The following is an 18076-nucleotide window of genomic DNA, read 5'->3' on the forward strand; positions in this document are numbered from 1 at the left end:
CACGAATGGCGAACGACCTCACCCTGCACATGCGACTGACGGCCGACGCCGACGGCCTGCAGGGGGAGGTGCGCGTCAGCCGCGAGGAGCTCGAGCGGCTCAATCGCACCGCTGGCAAAACCGGAACGGCCGCCCAGGATGCGGCCCGGGGGCTGAACCGCACGGGCCATACGGCCCGCCGCATGAGTCAGCAGGTCGGGCGCGGCAGCGATCAGATGACCCGTATGCAAGCCGCGGCCGGTGGTCTGCAGCAGGCACTGGCCCCGCTGATTGCCGCGATGAGTGCCGGCGCCGTAGCCCGGTTTGCGACTCAATCCATCGCTGCCACCGCCGCACTGTCCGAGCAGGCGGACGTCGCCGGCATTACCACCGAGCGCTATCAGGAGCTGGTCAAGGCGTTCGGCGATCTCGGCGGCGTGGCTGAGGACATCACGTCCGGTGCCTTGCGGCGGTTCAACCGTCGCCTCGGTCTCGCCCAGGAAGGCGCGGGTGCCGGAGCGAAGGCCTTCGAAGAGATGGGTACGTCCCTGCGCAGTGGGACCCAGCAGGCGCTCGATGAGACGATTGAGTACCTCGCCGGCGTCGAAGACGAATCCCGCCGCGCCGCGCTCGCCTCCCAGGTCTTCGGTGAAGACGCCGGTCCAAAGATGGGCGCGGTATTGGCCCAGGGTACTGCTGCCATCCAAGCCCAGATTGAGCAGATACGCGAGCAAGGGCGGGTGCTTTCCAACGAGACGGCTGCGGGGGCGCGCCAGGCCAACGACCAGCTCAACGAGATGCGCGACATCATCTCGACCGAGTTCAATCGCCGCATCGCGGAGAACGCCGAAAGCATCACCACGCTCGGGCGGGCGATGGCCACGCTCGCCGGCTGGACCGTCAAAGCCGCGGACGCGTTCGTGAAGTTCGGCGAAGGTCTAGGAATCGGTGTCGCCAAGCTTGTGGAAGGCGACCCTGCCGCCGAGCTGCAGAGCCGGATCGAGGGACTAGACACTCAAATCGAGCTCCTCACTAACAGTGCCAACATGTTCCAAGGCGTCGTCGCGCGCCTCGAGGGCAAGGACGCACTATCCGAAGGTCAGACGCAATACCTTGAGCGGGCGCGCGCCGAGTATGAGGCAACCCGGCAGAAGCTCCGCGCTCTGCGGCAGGAGCGCCAGCGGCTCATTGAGCAGCAAAGCGCCATCACCATCGACATCACCGGCGGGCGTGAGGCGCTGGACGATTGGATTCTCGGGCTCGGGCAAGTGCCACCAGCTCTCGACGAAGTCGTTGCTGCGACCCGCGGTGCTAGCGACAGCCGTGATGACAACGCTCAGACAACCGCTGAGGCCGCCGCCGCCGAAGCCAAATATCAGGCCCAGCTCCAAGCAGTGCTCTCGGTCGTTGACCCCGTCGGCCAGGCCGCCAAGGAGTACGGCAACCAGGTCCAGGTGCTGCGCAAGGCCCAAGAGCGCGGGCGGATCACCACCGAGGAATACGCCGAGTTCGTCGCCAAGCTCGCCGAGGAGTACCAGGCGAGCATCAACCCCCAGGACAACTTCGCGCAGAAGCTCCAGGCGGTGCTCGACGCCGCCAACCCCGCGGCGGCCGCTGCGCGGGAATACGCCAGCCAGGTCCACATCCTGCGCGAGGCGGTCGAACGCGGGCGCATCACTAATGAGGAATACGAAAAGTCCGTAGGCAACCTCGCGAAGGAACTACAGGGCGCCACCGACAAGACGAAGGAATTCAAGGACACCCAGCGCGAGGTGCCACAAATCGTTCAGGACACCGCGAGCGGTATCCGCGGTGCTTTCCGCGACACCTTCCGCGATGTCTTCGATGAGGGCATTGACGGCTTCAAGGACTTCGGAAGCCGCATTCTCGACGTGTTCAAAGACATCCTCGCGGAGATGGCCACGCTCGCCATCGCTCGGCCGGTCATCGTGCCGGTGGTGCAGGCAATGGGCGGGGCGATGGGTGTCGATCCGAGCCAGACGCAGAGCGTGCTTGGCGAGCTCGGAGGCTCCGGCAGCGGCGGTGGCATGGACTGGTCGCAACTCGCCTCCGGGTTCACGCAGTCCGCAGGGCTCGGCGTCGCGGGGCTCGGTTCGACGATGGCGGGCTACGTCGGCGGTGGCGGTTTCTTCTCGGGTATGGCCGGTGCCGGGGCGGCGTATTCGGCCGGCGGTTCGGCGGCTGCCCAGGGCGTGATGAGCAGCCTTGGTAGCTCGGCCGCCGGTTGGGGGGCAACGGCGGGTACCGCGCTGTCCGGCGCGGCCGCGGCGAGCCCCTACGCGGCGGTGGCGGGGCTGCTCGCCCAGGAGCTGCTCGGCGGCAAGTCGGGTATCGGCGCAAGCACCGGTGTCACCGCTGGCGCCGCCATCGGCTCGGTGATTCCCGGCGTCGGCACCCTCATCGGCGGCATCGTCGGCGGCCTCCTGGGGGCGGTCGGCGGTTCATTCCTAGGCGACAAGACCGATCCGCGCATCGCCTTCAAGAACGAGAAGGCCGGCACGCCGTCCAGCGCGTTCGAGGATGACGTTTCCGTCAGCACGCCGTTCGGCGAGCTCGGCCTCTCCAACGCCACCCACAAGACCGACGCCGAAGACTACAAGCCACTGCTCGACGGACTCGCCGAGTTCGACCGGATCATCGCCAAGATGGCCGACGAGGGCGAGGTGCAGAAGGTCTCGGACGCCCTCTCGGACTGGCGCTCGTCCATCCAGGAGTGGGACGACGCCGAGGCCGGCGACATCACCCGGCTGCTGCAGGAGCGCTACAGCGTCGTCTTCGGCGAGCTCGGTGGCCAAGCCTCGCGCATGCTCGAGCGCTTCACGCTGGGCTTCGAGGGCAGCGTCGATGACTTCCTCGCCCGCGTGACCACGCTGGGGCAGAGCTTGAACGGCCTCGACGAGCTGCTCGAGGACCCGGCGCGGGCACAAGCCATCGTCGCCGGTTGGGCCACTGCGTTCGAGGGCGACAACACGGCATTCGGCCAGCAGGCCCAGGGCATGGTGCAGGGCCTGGCGCGTGTCGAGGGCTACCGCAACGAGGGCGCGCTCGCCCAGTACCAGGCAGCCAAGGACGAGGCCAACCGCTCGCTCAACGAACTCTACAACGAGCAGGTCGACAAGGCCCGTGAGGCCGCCGAGGCGTTCGACGGCAGCTACGAGTCCACGGTCGAGCTCGGCAACCAGGTGGAGATCCTGCGCCAGCGCGAGCTCTCCATGCTCCAGGCGATCGACGCCGCTCAGCAGCAGGTCACCCAGCGCCTGTCCGCCAGCGCCGAGCGGATCCGCCAGGACCTCATGGGCGAGGAGGAGCGCTATCAGTACCTGCGCAACCAGGCGGAGGGTCTCGCCCAGTCCCTGAAGAGCATGACCAACCCCGAGCGCATCGCGCAGACCGCCGAGCAGATCCGCGAGCTCACCATGCAGGGCTACAACCTGCTAAGCGACGAGCAGCAGCAAAGCGGCATGGGCGAAGAGCTCGCCAAGTTCCTGGACCAGGTCCAGGAGACGGCCAACGAGCGCCTCGACGAACGCCGCGAGACCATCGACTCGAACGCCGACAAGATCGCCACCACCATCGACGACCGCCTCGGCGCCGTCGCCGATCGCTACGACAAGGCGGCCGAGGCGATGGAGCGGGCGATGGCGCCCCTCGGTGGCGCGATGGCGAGCTTCGCCGATGCCGTCGGCGACTTCGGCGAAATCGCCCGCCAGCCGGTGGACGTGCGGGTGCAGGTTGACACCGAGGCCGCCAACGACACGGAGGTCGACTGATGCCCCGCACGGTCACCACGAAGGTCCAGACCGCCACCCAGGGGCCGGTCACGCACCCCCGGCGTCTGGTGGAGCTGCGGTTTCCCTCGGCCACGCTGCGGCTGTCCACCGACGAGGACATCCCGTGGAACGGCCACACCTGGCAGGCGAGTGGCGTGCGCACGCCGAACCTGAGCGAGACGCCGGCGAGCAACGAGCGCGCGGCGATCGTGTTGCCCAACCTGGACCGCGCCGCCTCGGCGCTGGTGCTTGCCGAGCGCGTCGTCGACAGCCCCTGCCGCATCTGGCAGCTCTACGGCAAGCCGCCGTATGCCAGCGATGACCCGGTGCTGCTGTTCGAGGGGTACGTCGGCGAGGTCGCGGAGATCGCCGACACCCAGGTACGCCTCGAGTGCCGGTCCTGGGCGTCGGGCAACGCCGGCAAGTCGCCGCGCGTGCAGGTGGGCCCGCGGTTCGTCACCGAGCCGATGGCCCCCGGCACCGAGATCCGGTGGGGCGAGGTGACCATCGTTGTGGAGGCGCCGCGCTGATGGCCGCCTATCCCGACATCCCCTACAACGATCGCGAGAGCCAGAGCCGCCGAGTGCCCCGGCGCAAGGTGCTCATCACCCGCTCCCAGCGGGTGCGCGCGCAGGTGCGCGGCACGCCCGGCCTGCGCCGCTTCACCCTCGTGCACGACTACATCACGCGAAGCGAGGCCGACGCCCTCGAGGCGCACTACGAGGCGCACGAGACCACCGAGTTCGCGTTCACCTGGCGCGACGGCGTGACCTACCTCGTGCAGTACGACCAGGCGGAGCTCACCACCGACCACATCGCCGGGCAGTGGTGGCGCGTGCAGACGCAGCTCATCGGGAGGCCGCAGTAATGGCGCGGCTCACCTGGCCCGACTACGTCCCAGCCACCCCCAGCGGCCCCGGCGGCCGCGCCTCGCGCAGCGCGATCAACCGCGCGAGCAGCAACCACACCGAGCGCACGATGGCGTTCGCGGCCGCGGGCTCGCTTGCGCCAGTCGTCTACGGCATCGACCAGGTCGGCCCCTACTGGTTCAAGGCCGGTCGGTTGGGCCGGAATCTGGTAATCGCCGCCTACTGGTGCGTCGGCGAGATCGGCGGCGTCGAGGCCGTCACCCAGCGCAACGGTGACCCGCTGCCCGACGGCGTGCAGATGACCCACTACCGCGGCACGCTCGACCAGGCCGTCGACCCGTGGCTCGCCGCCGCGATCGACGGCTACGCCGATACGCTCGTCGACACCTGGGACGGTATTCCCTGCGCGCTCGCCTACACCGTGTTCCTGGTGCCGCCCGGCGCCGAGGCGGCGCTTGACTGCGTGGCCACCATTCGCGGCCGCCTGGTCTACGACCCGCGCACCGACACCACGGCCTGGAGCCCGAACCCGTCGCTGTGCATGGCGGACTTCATGGCCTCGCCCCTCTACGGCGCCGGCTGGGCGGTGGACTGGCCGAGTATCGGCGTGGCCGCCGACGCCAACGACGAGATCCTCGCCGATGGCAACCCGCGTCGCGAGCTCAACCTCACCATCAAGGACCAGGCGTCCATCGAGGATCACCTCGAGGCGCTGCGCACCTACGCCGGCGCGTTCATCGTGCGCGACGGCCACCAGCGCGCGCTCGTGCCGGATCGCCCGGCGCCGGTGGCGCGTGCCATCGACGGCGACCAGCTCCTGGATCTCAAGCTGCGCCGCCGCCGCGCCGCCAACGCGCCGACGGTGGTGCGCGTGCGCTACACCGACCGCACCGAGACCCCGTGGAAAGACGCCCACGCCGAGGCCGTGCTGCCCGAGGTCGAGGCCGGCACGCTCGAGCGCCGCGTCTCCACGGTGAAGCTGCCCGGCTACAACACCCACGCCCAGGCGTACCGCGAGGCCGTGGAGCGGTTGAACGCCGCGACCCTGCTCGACCTCGAGGGCAGCGCCCGGGCCACCGACGAGAGCCTGCAGGACCGCCGCGGCGACATCGTGACGATCACCGACGAGCTCGGCCTCGACGCGAAGGCGTTCCGGCTCACGGCGGTGCGGCCGGTCGCGATGGGCGAGTGGGCGCTGGAGTTCGCCGAGTACGCCGAATCGGTCTACTCCGACAGCGTCGCTACCGGCCCCGGCCCGGGCGATACCCACCTGCCGCACCCGTCCGAGGTGCCGGGCGTCGACGATCTCACCGCCACCGAAGAGATCTACCAGCTCCAAAACGGTGACTACGCCTCGCGCCTGCGTGCCACCTGGGCCGCCGCCGACTACCCCTACCGGCATCACTACGAGTGGCAGATCCTCGACGGCGACACCCTCATATGGCGCGACGCGAGCCCCGGCACCGAGCTCACCACGCCAGCGGTGGCCGAGCTCGTGACCTACACCGTGCGCGTGCGCGTGGTCTCCGAGCTCGGCTATCAATCCGAAACCTGGACCGAGACGACACTCACCGCCCAGGGCAAATACCTCGCCCCCGGCAACGTGCCTCAGATCACCGCCCGCCAGGTCGCCGCCGACGCCATCAAGGTGGAATGGCAGGAGGCGGCCGACATCGACATCTACCGCTACGAGCTCCGCCGGGGCGCGCCGGGCGTCACCTGGGAGAGCGCCGCCGTCGTCGACCGCATCGACGGCCTGCAGGCGCGCATCGAGGGCCTGGCGCTGGGCGATCACGACCTGCTGATCCGCGCCCTCGACAGCGTCCGCCAGTACAGCCCCGACGTCACGCGCACCACGGTCACCGTGGCGCCGCCCACGGCGCCGGCGTCGCTGCAGGGCTTCGAGGTCGGCGGTCAGGTGCGGTTGTCGTGGCCGCCGGGCGCGGGTTTCGTCGCCGCCTATGAGCTGCGCTACGGCGCGATTCACGGTGACTGGGCGAGCGCGCACCGACTGGACCGCTTGACCGCATTGCGGCTGGTCACCGACGAGGTGCCGGCGGGCTGGTGGCGATTTTACGTGCGCGCCATCGACGCCGCCGGCACGTTCAGCGACGACCAGGCGAGCCTCGACATCGAGGTCACCCTCGACAGCGCCGCCTTCCTCGTCGACCAACATGCGTACGACGCCGCGCAGACCACGAGCATGACGAGCTGGCGCAACCGCGCCGCCGGTGGCCAGCGCACTTACGTTACCGCCACCGCCGAGACCCCGGCCACGCTGTGGCCGAACGCGATGGCCACCTACACCGAGCCCCTGGCGACCTACCACGCGCCGACCACCAGCGAGTGGGTCTCCGACGTATGGGACCTCGGTTACGACCTCTCCGGCACCTGGCGGGCCACGGTCGACTACGGCGCCATCGACGGCAGCGCGACCGCCACGCTCGAGCTCTCACTGGATGGGCAGACGTGGGAGTCGGTCGGTGGCCTGGTGACCAAGCGGCGCGCCCGCTATGCCCGCATTCGGATCACCGGCGACGGCACGCTCTTCGTGCGTGTGCCCACCGTCTCGGCGCGCATCGACGTGGTCCCGCGCACCGAGACCGGCCGCGCAATGTCCTCGGCCAACGGGCCGACCACCATTCACCTCACCGGGCTCTATGCGGCGGTGCGCTCCATCACCGTGACGCCCGAGGGCGCCGAGCCGCTTAACAGCGTCGTCGACAACATCGGCCTGCACGGGGATCTGTACCTCTCCCGCGAGTCCGGTGGGTTCGTGCTCACCGAGGCCGGCGACCGCATCCAGCTCGACGGCGCCCAATACTCGTTCGACGTGTATCTCTTCGACAAGGACGGCAACCAGGTCGCGCGACCGTTCATGTGGGAATTCAAGGGGGTTTGAAGTGGCCGATATCCGTATCAGTGAACTCACCGACGGTGGCCCCGTCCAGCCGACCGACGACGTCCCCGTGGAGCGCGGTGGCACCACCCGGCGCGCGCAGGTGGGCTCGGCAGCCGCCGCCGATCTCGCCTCCACCGGCGGCACCGTGCTCGAGAACGACAAGGTCGTCGTCGGCGCCCCGTCTGGCGGTGACATGGGCGAGGGCACGGTCAACGGCTCGCTCTACGATCAGGGCCGGCGCGTGATGACGCAGGATCAGGTGACCATCTCGAACAGCGCCCCGACCGGTGTACCGGCCGACGGCGAACAGTGGATCATCTATGCCTAAGCAGGTCGGGGTGAACGGCGAGGCACGGGATGTCGTCGGGCACTACGTCGGCGCCGGCGGCGCCTGGCGGCCGATGCGCTACCACCTGGTTGGCGTCGACGGCCATTGGCGGCTCGCGGACACCACCGATGTGACCGCCGCCACGGCCCCGTCCATCCAGGCCGTGAGCGTCTACGGGGGTACCCCGAACCAGGAACTGCGCCTGCAGGGCGACGGCCTCGACGCCCTCTACGCCCCCCAGCCGGCCACCGGGGCGTTCTATGCGCTCGACGGCGGGCTAGGCGATGACTTCCAGAATTTCGTGGCGGTGCAGACAGCCGTCTCGCCCGTCTACGTCCCATCGGGCCGACGCCAGCGCCTGGCGCTGCCGCCCGGAGCCGGCCAGTACGTCCAGACCGCCACTGACACCGGTGGCTATACCCTGCTGGGGCTCACCGGCTCGGACGGCCTCGCCAGCTACACCCTCGGCCTCAAGGCGTCGCTCGACGCGCTGCCGCCGGCGGGCGAAGTGCGGTGGCTGCTCTACGCCGGCCAGCCGGCCGCCTGGCTCGGCGTGCGGGTGACCAGCGCCGGCGCCGTGGAGTACGTGCGCTATAGCGACGGCCTCGAGGCGGTGGTCGCCGTCGACGATGGCATCGTGGCGGCCGGTGAGGACGTGGGCGTGATCGTCGACTACGACGGCGACGCCGGCACGATGGGGCTCTACCTGGGCGACGGCCAATCGGCTACCAGCAGCGGCCGGGTGCCGCCGGTGGTGGGCACCGCCACCGACAGCGTTTATGCCGGCCGCGGCGTGGCCATGATGTTGGCGGCCGCGCAGGCGCAACCGCTGTTCAACACCGAGACCGCCGCGAGCGCCTGGAGCATCCTCGAATCCGGGCGTCGGATCCAGAAGGACGACGATGCATACGGGGCCGCGACCGCCGGCGACCTGGTGCAGCCGGGTACCGGCACCTATTACGTCGAGCTCGAGCACTTCCAGTCGTTCAACGTCCAGTTCGGCGTCGCGCCCGTGGCCATCGACCGAACCCTGCCGCCAGGCGTGATCGGATGGTGCGTGGCCACCATCAACGGCCGCCGGTTCGCCCAGGAAACCGGCGGTGGTACCCCCTGGTCCGGCGACGGCGCGATCCCCGCCGGCGCCCGCATCGGCGTGCTCTACGACAGCGACGACGGTACCTGGGAGCTATTCGTCGACGGTGTCAGCCGTGGCAGCCCATTCGCCGCCGGCACCATCACCGAGCCGGTGCGCATCATCGCCGGCAGCGGCGGCGATAGTGGCACCGACGCCAACGACATCCGCGTCAACGGCCAGCGGGATCAATGGGCTTTCCCGCCGGCGGGCACGGTGGCCGAGTTCCCCGGATGGCGTAAGCCCACGGCCGGCGCTACCACGTTCACCGAGGGCGCGCTCTACAACCTGGCCATACGCAGCGCCCTGATGAGTGCGGACAACCGGCAGCGGTTTCTGAACATGACCCCGAGCGGCGTCACGCCGATCGTGCGCGATCGCGGGGGGATGGAGACAGACGCCTCCGCCTACACGCTTGCGCAGAGGCTCGCCGGGGCATTCGAGCCACTGCCCGCGGCCGATGCCCCCGCCTCCGATCTCATCATGACCGTGCCCGACGTGGCGCCCGGCAACTATGAGCTATTCGTGCGCAATGAGCTCGGGGACTCCAACTCGACCCTGCTCACCGTCCAGCCGCCGAGACCCGTGGGTGGGTTCGAGTTGGACTTCGGTGCCCTGGACGAGGCGGCGTTCCGCACGCACTGGATGGCCGCGCACACCCAATGGGGCGGCGACAACGGCGGTGTCAGCCGCGAGAACGTGATCCTCGACCGAGCCGCCGGCCTCCTGCGCTTGCGAGCGCTCGGCGACGACTACACCGGCGCCGTCCAGGGGGTCGACGCCGACGGCGAGCCCTCGGGCGTCAACACCCGCATCGGCGGTTGCCTGGTCAGCCGTGGCTACCTGGGGCCGGGGCGCATCGAGGTCGAATGCCAGCTCCCGCCCCAGACCGGTGTCGCCTCGGCGCTTTGGACTTTCCACTACGAGGAGGGCTATCCCGGTCACCCCCTCTACGACGCCATCAAAGCCGACGCCATCCACGACTCCGGCAGCGCCAGCGCCGGCTACGTGGCGATCCGCAACCACGAGATCGACATGGAGTTCCCCACGGCGCTGAAGACCGCCAGTGGTCCCTATGACGGCATCGCGCTCACCCACGGCCGGTTCAACACCTGGCATGGCGAGCTGCGCAACTGGAGCGTACCCAACAACGACGTGCCCCAGTGGGATTCCAACTACAGCGCCACCAACGACCCGGCGTACTGGAGCGAGTACACCGACCACTGGCTCGACCACGGCATCAACCTTGCCGACGGCGGCTGGCACACCATCGGCTTCGAGTGGCACACCGACCCCGACGACCCGCGCGTGGCGTTCTTCATTGACGGTACCTGGACGCACACGATCCGCACCCACGTACCCGACATCATCGGCCGCCTCTGGCTGGGACTGTGGTTCCCCAGCGGCGCCTACGCCTGGGCCGGCGAGACCGCACCGTGGATCGAGCAGGAGATGCTCGTGCGCCGCATCGCCTACACCCCGTTCGACGAGCCCGCGCGTGAGCTCGGCGAATCCTATCCCCACAGCGAGTTCCGAGACATCCCGGGGAGCGTATGAGCTACCAACCGTTCCGACACGACAAGCCGGACCCGACCGCAGACAACGGCGTCGACGCCTTCACCAACACCCGCGAGAACCTGCTGGCGCTGCGCGATGCCGCCGTGCTCGGCGTCATGCCGGGGTGGTCTATGAGCACCTCGGGCCAGGCCGCCCAGCCGGATACCGTCACCTACGCCCGCGGCAGTGAACGAATCCGCATCGCCATCACCTGGAGCGGCAACGGCTTCCCCCAGCAGGTCGCCCTCGAGTACAGCAACGACCTGGGCGAGAACTGGCAGGCCATCGGCACCGAGACCATCACCTACGACACCGCGGACAACGTCGTCGAGACCACCTGGAGCTGAGGAGCTGACATGTCCAACCACTTCCTGCTCGGCGTCCCGGGCCGCTTGAACCAGATCCGCGACAACCTCGCGACCCTGCTCAACCGCCTGAACCAGGCCCGGGCCGATCGCCTCGACGCCAACATCACCAGCCGGCAGGCCGACTGGGGCGCGACCCAGACCCACCGCGACCGCCTCGACACCAATATCGGCAGCCGGGCGTCTCAGGGGGCGGTCAACACCCTGCTCAACCGCTTGAGCCAGGCACGGGCTGACAACCTGGACCGAGCCGCCAACCGCTCCCAAGCGTGGGAGCGCAGCAGCCCCGGCAGCTACACGTTGACGGTGCCCCAGGGCGTGACCGCGATCGTCGTCACGGCCGTCGCCGGCGGCGGGGGTGGCGGTGCCGGTGCGCGCGACGGCAGCAACAACACCAACCACGGCGGCGAAGGCGGCGGCAGTGGCTACGCTGTCGCCCGCCGCGCCTACGCCGTCACCGCCGGCCAGAGTCTGGATATCCAGGTGGGTGCCGGCGGTGCGGGCGCGGTCATCTACGATGGCGACAGCACCCTGGCACGCAGCGGCGGAGATGGCGGCAACACCACCATCGCCGGGCTGCTCGTCCTCCCCGGCGGCGTCGGCGGCGGGGCCGACGCCAACATCTACAGTAGCGACCCCACCGAACCCGGTCCCGGTGGCGCCGGCTACCTACGCGGCGGCGGCCTCGGCTACGGCAGCGCCGGCCACGGCGAGGACCTCCCGCTTAGCGCCCCATTCGGCGAGCGCCACAACGGCGGCACACCCGCGGGCGACGGCGGCACCACCACCCGGTCGCTCGGCGCCGGCGGTGCTGCGAGCCTGCTCGCCAAGGGGGGCGACGGCGCCGCCGAAAGCTACGTCAGCGATAGCGTCACCGCCCAAAGCGGCACCAAAGGCGCCGGTGGCGGTGGCGTCGGCGGCGGCAATCTGAGCACCGGCACCTCCATCCGCGCCGGCGACGGCGGCGACGGCTACGTCCTCATCGAATGGGTATCGTAAGGAACGCAATCATGACGAACCGCATGATCCTCTTGGTGGGGGCAGTCGCCGCGACCGTGGGCCTCGTTGGCTGTGCCTCCAACGGCGGCTATGCCGGCATGTCCGACCAGCAGTTCGCCGAGCTCATGGACGCCCGGCGGGCCGTGGTGACCGCCCAGCGACCGCGCGTCCAATGCGAAGCCGCATGTGACGTCACACTGCCAGCGTACATGGGTAGCGACATGCCGCAGCTCCTGCCCCAGGCGCCCACCAACGGCTGGGACGCACTCGTGGCCACCCTCGAGACCGTCGAGCGCGTCGGCGTGGCGGGCCTGCCAATCTGGGGCATGACCGAGGCCGTCGACAGCGCCGTCGGCATCGCCGAGGGGATAAGCGGTCCCACCCAGATTCACAACGGCGACACCATCGGCGGCGCCAAGGTGGGCCGGGACTACGCCGGCGGCGACCTCGTTCGTGGCGACATGGCTGGCGGCGACATCGCCGGCCGCGACGCTATCCGCAACAGCGGCCGCATCGCCAGTCCCAACGACAGCACCCACGAGCCCACCGTCGTCGAACAGCCGGCACCGGTAATCGTCGATGGAGGGGGCGACTAAGGGGGGAATGTAGAGCCGCGGTTAAGGGGCGTATAAACTGCCCGAAACCGCGGTTCAAAGCCGTCGCATATCAAGCGTCGCCGCGTCGCAAAACAAGCGGCGCGCTACACCCGCTCGGGGCAGAACTCCGCCAGGGTGCCGTCCACATCCACGATCACGGAATCCTCGGACAAACGTCAGTTCCCCTGTGTTAGTGAGCGAATCCGCCAGTCCGCGGTGCCCACGGGTTCGATCATGACCGGCTCGGCATGGCCGAGGCGCTCGCCGTCAGGGCTGCCGTACGCAACGCTGCACACGACCCGGAACACGCCCGAGTGGGCGACCACCAACGGCCGGCCATAGTCCCCCAACACCGCATTGAGCGCGTCGACTACTCGTATCCGGAAGGCCATCCAGCTCTCGCCACCGACGGGCGTATCCAGATAGCCGGGATGCCGGGCAAGGGGCACACCCTCGAATTCGCCCCAATCGCGTTCATTGAGCCCGGCGAGCGCCACGTGCGGGTAGCCCGGCGCGGCCAGCGACGCCGTCTCCCGAGCGCGCACCAGGCAACTGGTCGCCACCACGTCCCATTCACCCGCCAGGTATGCCGCCGCGGCGCGGGCCTGCGCCTCGCCACGCGTCGTCAACGGGCAATCCGTGCGTCCGGCCACACGGCCTTCGCGGTTCAGCGTCGTCTCACCATGGCGCATGAAGGCGAAGGGTCGACGAATCAGCATGGTTCGGTATCTCCAGCGCGGGTTCGGCGGCGAGGCGCGGCCCCAACAACGTTTGCCATGGCGTGACCGGCTCGATGGCGCCGAACAACGGAACGACCCGCCGTGCACCGAGGCGCCGCGCCAGATACACCAGGTCACGCGCGCGGGGATGCACGTTCCAGCGCACGCCATCCGTGCCGCTTGCAGGCGCGCGGTCGCCCATCCCGGGTGGCCGATAGCCCGTATGGATCACCTGGCGGTCGGGATAACGGGCCACCCAGTCGACCGCGTCCGGGGTGCTCTCGTCGGCGACCACCAGCACCTCCGCCGGCTCGCGCGTGCACTCGGCCGTCACCGCGGGCATCGCAGCCCTCGCCGCCGGCCGGCACAGGGTTGCCAGCTGCCCGATCGACGCGGCGAGCCACGTGCGGCAAGTCTCGTCGAGGGCATAGGTCAGATCCCGCGTCGAGCCGAGGCGATGCAACCACAACGCAAACTCCAGCGCACGGCCCGAGGCTGGAGCAGGCAACACTGTCGGCGCATCCAGCCGTCGCGCCAGCGTCCGCCGGCAGTCCGCCTGGGCACCGTCGTACAGCCCGTAGGAGGCGTCGAAAAGTGCCGTCGCCGCCGGCGGCGGAACGTCAAAAGGAAACAGCAACGACTCCAGCGACGCATCGCCGCTGTAGAAAACGCCGCCATCAATCCCGAGATGGATCCAGACGCCCCCCAGGGAGTGGCCGGCCAGCCCGGTGGTCACTTCGACGCCGGCGATCTCGCATCGACCCCGGTACGGCAGGGCGTGCCAGCGACGTCCCGGCGGCAACGCCCGCGCCACGACGGGCGTGCAGTAGACCGGCAGATCCAACGGCAGGTTCGCGACGGCACCGACGTGGTCGAAATGATCGTGGCTCAGCACCACCGCGTCCACGTCCAGGTCACGATACCAGTCGCAGGGCTGACCGGCGTACATCGGCCCTCCGGCATCCAGCAGCAGCCGTCGGCCGGCGTGGCTTACGTACACCGCCGCGGGCGCCTTGGCGCCAAAACCGCTCAGCACCTGAACACGCAGGCTCATGCCGCGCGCTCCAGACCCCAGCCCTGCTCCAGCACCACCCCCACGTCGGCTCCCGGAGCCAGCGCTTGCGAATGATACGCGAACAATTCCGCCCCGGTGACCAACCTCAGCGACACCTCGTAACGCTCACCACGAAAGATGCAGCGCTCCACGCGTGCCGTCATGCCATCGGTTCCCAGGCGCACGTGCTCCGGACGGACCAGGACCGGCGTCGCCACGCCCGCCTTCTCCGTCGCGGCAAGCTGCATGAGCGTCTCCCGACCCAGCACTTCCCCGGCCTGTCCGCCGGGCAGGTGGAGAATGCTGCCCTGGCCGATGAAGCGTGCGACCCATTCGCTGCGGGGCTGGCGATACAGCGCCTGCGGTGTCGTCCATTGCGCCAGCTCACCGTCGTGCATGACGGCGATGCGGTCGGCCAGGGACATCGCCTCCGCCTGGTCGTGGGTCACGTAGAGCATGGTGGCGCCGGTGCGCTGGTGGAACACGCGGAAATGCTCCTCCATGGCCGAGCGCAGGTGCCGGTCCAGGTTGGCGAGAGGCTCGTCGAGGAGCACCACCGCCGGCTCGGTGACCAGGCAACGCGCCAGGGCGACGCGCTGACGCTGACCGCCGCTCAATGCCTCCGGCCGCCGCTCGGCGAGCTCGCTGAGCTCCACCGTCTCCAGCGCACGGCGAACGCGCGCGCGGTAGTCCGGCCCCTTCACCCGGCGCAGCTTGAGCGGATAGCCCACGTTGTCCGCCACGCTCATGTGCGGCCACAACGCGTAGGACTGGAACACCATCGCCATGTTGCGCCGCTCGGGGGGCTCGTGGCGGGTAGCATCGGCCAGGCGCCGCCCTCCCAGGCTGATGGCGCCGGCAGTGAGCGTTTCGAAGCCGGCGAGCAGGCGCAGTGTCGTGGACTTGCCACAGCCGCTGGGCCCCAGCAGCGCCACGAACTCGCCGCGCCCGATGGAAAGCGAGAGCCCGTGCACCGCCGCGCGCTCGCCGAAGCGTTTGCTGACGTTGTCGAGCATCAGGTCTGCCACGGTATGACCCCCTTCGGCAGCCGCGGGGCGAGCAGGCTCAGCGCGAGCATCATCACGGCGACCATGGCGACGACGAGCACTGCCACCGCCGAGGCGAGCACGCTGTCGCCGCCCTCGTCGAGATTGAAGATGAGCACACCCAGCGTCTCGTTGCCGGCACTCCACAGCAGCGCCGAGACCGTCAGCTCGTTGACCGCGATCAGGAAGACCAGCAGCCCACCGGCGAACACCGCCGGGGCGACCAGCGGCAGCACAATGTCGAGCAGCCGGCGCAGCGGCCCCGCGCCGGCGAGTCGCGCGGCTTCCTCCAGGGAACCGTCCAGCTCGGCCAGGCCGCTCGTGACCGGCTTCAGCGCGACCGTGAGAAACCGCGCCAGATAGGCGACGAATATCAGTGCGAGCGTGCCGTAGAGCGACACCTCCACCACCGGCATCGGCCGTGCGAACAGCAGAATGCAGGCGATGGCGAGCACCACGCCCGGCAGCGCGTAGGGCAGCTCGAGCACGCTGGTCACTACCGCCCGCACCGTGGCGGGGCAGCGACGCAGGCGATAGGCGAGGGGCAGGCACCCGCTCATCAGTACGACCGCGGCGCCGCCAGCGAGCAGCAGGCTGTTGCTGAACGCCCGGGCGGTCACACCCTGGCGGTCGAGCATCTCCCGGTAGGCGCCCAGTGTGGCGGTATCACCGGAGAGTGGAACGCCGAGGGCCGGCACGAGCGAGCCGACCACCAGCGCGGCCAGCGGCGCGACCAGAATCAGAGCGAGAACGGCGGCGAGCAACGCTTCCACCCAGGGCCTGGCACCGGCCAGCCGGAACCGCTGTGGCCGGCCGCCGCTGCCGGCCAGTGTACTGGCACTCCCCGCGGTGAGACTTTGCTGGACGAGCACACCCGCGACGGCGAGCACGGCGATCAGCAGCGACAACGCGGCGACCTCGCTCAGCATTTGGTTCCCGAACCCGGCCATGCGCTGGTAGATCAGCGTCGGCAGGACGTAATAGGAGGCGGGGATACCGAGCATCGCCGGAATGCCGAAGTTGCCCAGAGCCGAGACGAACGCCATGGCCCCACCGGCAACCAGACCGTTTCGGGACAGCGGCAGGATCACGTCGCGCCACACCGCTCGCTGGCACGCGCCGCTGATGCGCGCCGCGGCGATAAGATCGCCGGGCAGGTTGAGCAGACTCGTACGCAGCGCCAGAAAGACCAGGGGCGCATGCTGGATGCCGAGCAGCAACGCGATGCCGTTCGCCGAGTACAGCGGCTGCGGACTGCCGAGCGGCGGCGCCAGCCCCAGTGTGTTGAGCACCGGGCTGGCCGGACCGAAGAGCTGCAACCAGCTGAGCGCCGTGACCTGCGGCGGTATCATCATCGGCAGCATGAAGGCGAAGACGAACGCACCCTTGGCGCGCACGTCCGTGAGCGTGATGCTTACCGCGAAAAGCCCCCCCAGGAGCAGCGAGATCACCGTACCCGCACCCGCGGTGTAGACGCTGTGCCACAACGCCCGCCATGTCGCCGCAGCGGTGAGCATGCGCCAAAGGGGCGAGTCGCCCCCTTGCTGAAGGTCGCCGAACGCTTCCAGCAGCAACCGCAGCGTCGGCGCCAGCGCCAGCACGGCCACCGGAACCAGGTACACGACCGGCAGCCAGCGCGAGTGGCTGCCGGCCGGAGTGAGCACCCGTGCCATCAGCTTCCGAATATCTCGCTGAAGCGCTGCTTGAACGCCTCGGCGTTGTCCAACGCCCGCTCCGCGTCGAGAGGCAGGAGCTCGATCTCCTCACGCGGCGGGAAGCCCTCCGGAGCGGCCACGTCGTCGCGGGCCGGCAAATAGCCCTGGCTGCGCACGAGCGCCTGGCCCTCGCGGGAGAGGACAAAATCCACGAACGCCTGCGCCGCGTCCGGATGCTCGGCGCCGGCCATGATCGCCACCGGCTCGGTCACCGCGCTCACGCCTTCTTCCGGGAAGACGAATTCCACCGGCGCGCCTTTCGCGGACTCGCGTATCGGCAGGAAATCCACGACCACGCCATAGGCCTTGGTGCCCGAGGCCACGGCCTTCAGCACGCCGCCGTTGCCGCCCTGGGCGCTGGCATCGTTGGCGCTGAGCGCTCGATAGTAATCCCAGCCGAGCGCCGGGGCGTCCGTCAGCGTCGCGAGGTGGATCAACGCGGCCCCGGAGTACAGCGGGCTGGGCATGGTCACCTGGCCAGCGTAGGCGTCGCCGGTGAGATCCTGCCAGCTCGCCGGCCGTTCGGCGGCGCGGGTGTTGTAGACGATCCCCGTGGTGATGAGCTTGGTGCTGTAGTAGTAGCCCCCGGACTCGTAGAGGCTGCTGTCGTAAGCGTCGCGGTGCTCGCTGAGGTAGGGCTGGAGATGCCCGTCACGCTTGAGCGATTCCATGCTGACCGTATCCGCGATGAGCAGTACGTCCGGCTTGACCACCCCGGCCTCGAGCTCGGCACGGAGCTTGCCCATGAGTTTTGTGGTGCCGTCACGGACCCACTCCACCTCGATGTCCGGATGCGCCTTCTGGAACGCGTCCACGGTCTGCTGGGCGTCGGTGGTTGGCTGGCTGGTGTAGAGCACCAGCGGGTCGGCGGCGTTGCCCGCCATCGGCAGGCCGATCATCGCTGCCAGAACGGCCGTACGAAGCATTCGGTGAACCATGTATCACTCTCCGGCGTTGTGCGTGTGCGCTGCACAATCTACGGCGGCCGGCTTACAACGCCGTGACACATGACTTTCGTTACGAT

14 protein-coding genes are annotated in these 18076 nt (G+C 69.4%); 9 read left to right on the forward strand and 5 right to left on the reverse strand.

The genetic code is table 11. The annotated features are described in order from the left end of the window. The first annotated feature begins 5 nt into the window (after positions 1 to 5). Genes ACPEES_RS02805 through ACPEES_RS02845 form a run of 9 tightly spaced genes read left to right on the forward strand, consistent with a single transcriptional unit; the run spans position 6 to position 12518 of the window. Positions 6 to 3770, forward strand: coding sequence for a hypothetical protein (locus tag ACPEES_RS02805; protein ID WP_435100841.1), 3765 nt, complete (start codon positions 6 to 8; stop codon positions 3768 to 3770). Beyond that, a complete protein-coding gene (locus ACPEES_RS02810; protein WP_435100843.1) occupies positions 3770 to 4300 on the forward strand; it encodes a hypothetical protein in 531 nt (176 codons plus the stop codon). The genes ACPEES_RS02805 and ACPEES_RS02810 overlap by 1 nt, the downstream gene beginning before the upstream one ends. Further along, the gene (locus ACPEES_RS02815) at positions 4300 to 4638 is read left to right on the forward strand and encodes a hypothetical protein (protein WP_435100845.1); all 339 of its coding nucleotides are present in this window, start codon (positions 4300 to 4302) and stop codon (positions 4636 to 4638) included. Before ACPEES_RS02810 ends, ACPEES_RS02815 begins: the two co-directional genes overlap by 1 nt. Next, on the forward strand, positions 4638 to 7541 hold the full coding sequence (locus ACPEES_RS02820) for a hypothetical protein (RefSeq protein ID WP_435100847.1): 2904 nt from the start codon (positions 4638 to 4640) through the stop codon (positions 7539 to 7541). The genes ACPEES_RS02815 and ACPEES_RS02820 overlap by 1 nt, the downstream gene beginning before the upstream one ends. A 1-nt stretch (position 7542) precedes the next feature. Then, a complete protein-coding gene (locus tag ACPEES_RS02825; protein ID WP_435100849.1) occupies positions 7543 to 7869 on the forward strand; it encodes a hypothetical protein in 327 nt (108 codons plus the stop codon). Beyond that, complete coding sequence (locus tag ACPEES_RS02830; RefSeq protein ID WP_435100851.1) at positions 7862 to 10558, forward strand: hypothetical protein; 2697 nt, start codon at positions 7862 to 7864, stop codon at positions 10556 to 10558. Before ACPEES_RS02825 ends, ACPEES_RS02830 begins: the two co-directional genes overlap by 8 nt. Then, entirely contained in the window at positions 10555 to 10905 is a 351-nt protein-coding gene (locus tag ACPEES_RS02835) for a hypothetical protein (protein WP_435100853.1), read from the forward strand. The genes ACPEES_RS02830 and ACPEES_RS02835 overlap by 4 nt, the downstream gene beginning before the upstream one ends. A 9-nt stretch (positions 10906 to 10914) precedes the next feature. Next, positions 10915 to 11922, forward strand: coding sequence for a glycine-rich domain-containing protein (locus ACPEES_RS02840; protein WP_435100855.1), 1008 nt, complete (start codon positions 10915 to 10917; stop codon positions 11920 to 11922). 11 nt (positions 11923 to 11933) lie between these two features. After that, positions 11934 to 12518 (forward strand): hypothetical protein, encoded by a 585-nt coding sequence (locus tag ACPEES_RS02845; RefSeq protein ID WP_435100857.1) that lies wholly within the window; start codon positions 11934 to 11936, stop codon positions 12516 to 12518. A 176-nt stretch (positions 12519 to 12694) separates the two neighbouring features. On the opposite strand, the gene ACPEES_RS02850 is transcribed toward ACPEES_RS02845, so the two are convergent. Genes ACPEES_RS02850 through ACPEES_RS02870 form a run of 5 tightly spaced genes read right to left on the reverse strand, consistent with a single transcriptional unit; the run spans position 12695 to position 17990 of the window. Further along, a complete protein-coding gene (locus ACPEES_RS02850; RefSeq protein WP_435100859.1) occupies positions 12695 to 13237 on the reverse strand; it encodes a histidine phosphatase family protein in 543 nt (180 codons plus the stop codon). Continuing rightward, the gene (locus ACPEES_RS02855) at positions 13197 to 14291 is read right to left on the reverse strand and encodes an MBL fold metallo-hydrolase (protein WP_435100861.1); all 1095 of its coding nucleotides are present in this window, start codon (positions 14289 to 14291) and stop codon (positions 13197 to 13199) included. The genes ACPEES_RS02850 and ACPEES_RS02855 overlap by 41 nt, the downstream gene beginning before the upstream one ends. Next, positions 14288 to 15319, reverse strand: a complete 1032-nt coding sequence (locus ACPEES_RS02860; RefSeq protein WP_435100863.1) for an ABC transporter ATP-binding protein — start codon at positions 15317 to 15319, stop codon at positions 14288 to 14290. The genes ACPEES_RS02855 and ACPEES_RS02860 overlap by 4 nt, the downstream gene beginning before the upstream one ends. Further along, positions 15307 to 17010, reverse strand: coding sequence for an ABC transporter permease (locus tag ACPEES_RS02865; RefSeq protein ID WP_435100865.1), 1704 nt, complete (start codon positions 17008 to 17010; stop codon positions 15307 to 15309). Before ACPEES_RS02865 ends, ACPEES_RS02860 begins: the two co-directional genes overlap by 13 nt. After that, positions 17010 to 17990 (reverse strand): ABC transporter substrate-binding protein, encoded by a 981-nt coding sequence (locus ACPEES_RS02870; protein ID WP_435100867.1) that lies wholly within the window; start codon positions 17988 to 17990, stop codon positions 17010 to 17012. Before ACPEES_RS02870 ends, ACPEES_RS02865 begins: the two co-directional genes overlap by 1 nt. Positions 17991 to 18076: the final 86 nt, after the last annotated feature.

Source organism: Arhodomonas sp. AD133, assembly GCF_051195215.1.
Lineage (GTDB): Bacteria > Pseudomonadota > Gammaproteobacteria > Nitrococcales > Nitrococcaceae > Arhodomonas.

Excerpts from the sequence above, each read along its gene's own strand:
- ACPEES_RS02810 (WP_435100843.1), top strand. The coding sequence starts at position 3,770 with ATGCCCCGCACGGTCACCACGAAGGTCCAGACCGCCACCCAGGGGCCG.
- ACPEES_RS02840 (WP_435100855.1), top strand. The coding sequence starts at position 10,915 with ATGTCCAACCACTTCCTGCTCGGCGTCCCGGGCCGCTTGAACCAGATC.
- ACPEES_RS02835 (WP_435100853.1), top strand. The coding sequence starts at position 10,555 with ATGAGCTACCAACCGTTCCGACACGACAAGCCGGACCCGACCGCAGAC.
- ACPEES_RS02845 (WP_435100857.1), top strand. The coding sequence starts at position 11,934 with ATGACGAACCGCATGATCCTCTTGGTGGGGGCAGTCGCCGCGACCGTG.
- ACPEES_RS02830 (WP_435100851.1), top strand. The coding sequence starts at position 7,862 with ATGCCTAAGCAGGTCGGGGTGAACGGCGAGGCACGGGATGTCGTCGGG.
- ACPEES_RS02820 (WP_435100847.1), top strand. The coding sequence starts at position 4,638 with ATGGCGCGGCTCACCTGGCCCGACTACGTCCCAGCCACCCCCAGCGGC.
- ACPEES_RS02805 (WP_435100841.1), top strand. The coding sequence starts at position 6 with ATGGCGAACGACCTCACCCTGCACATGCGACTGACGGCCGACGCCGAC.
- ACPEES_RS02850 (WP_435100859.1), bottom strand. The coding sequence starts at position 13,237 with ATGCTGATTCGTCGACCCTTCGCCTTCATGCGCCATGGTGAGACGACG.
- ACPEES_RS02870 (WP_435100867.1), bottom strand. The coding sequence starts at position 17,990 with ATGGTTCACCGAATGCTTCGTACGGCCGTTCTGGCAGCGATGATCGGC.
- ACPEES_RS02865 (WP_435100865.1), bottom strand. The coding sequence starts at position 17,010 with ATGGCACGGGTGCTCACTCCGGCCGGCAGCCACTCGCGCTGGCTGCCG.
- ACPEES_RS02855 (WP_435100861.1), bottom strand. The coding sequence starts at position 14,291 with ATGAGCCTGCGTGTTCAGGTGCTGAGCGGTTTTGGCGCCAAGGCGCCC.
- ACPEES_RS02815 (WP_435100845.1), top strand. The coding sequence starts at position 4,300 with ATGGCCGCCTATCCCGACATCCCCTACAACGATCGCGAGAGCCAGAGC.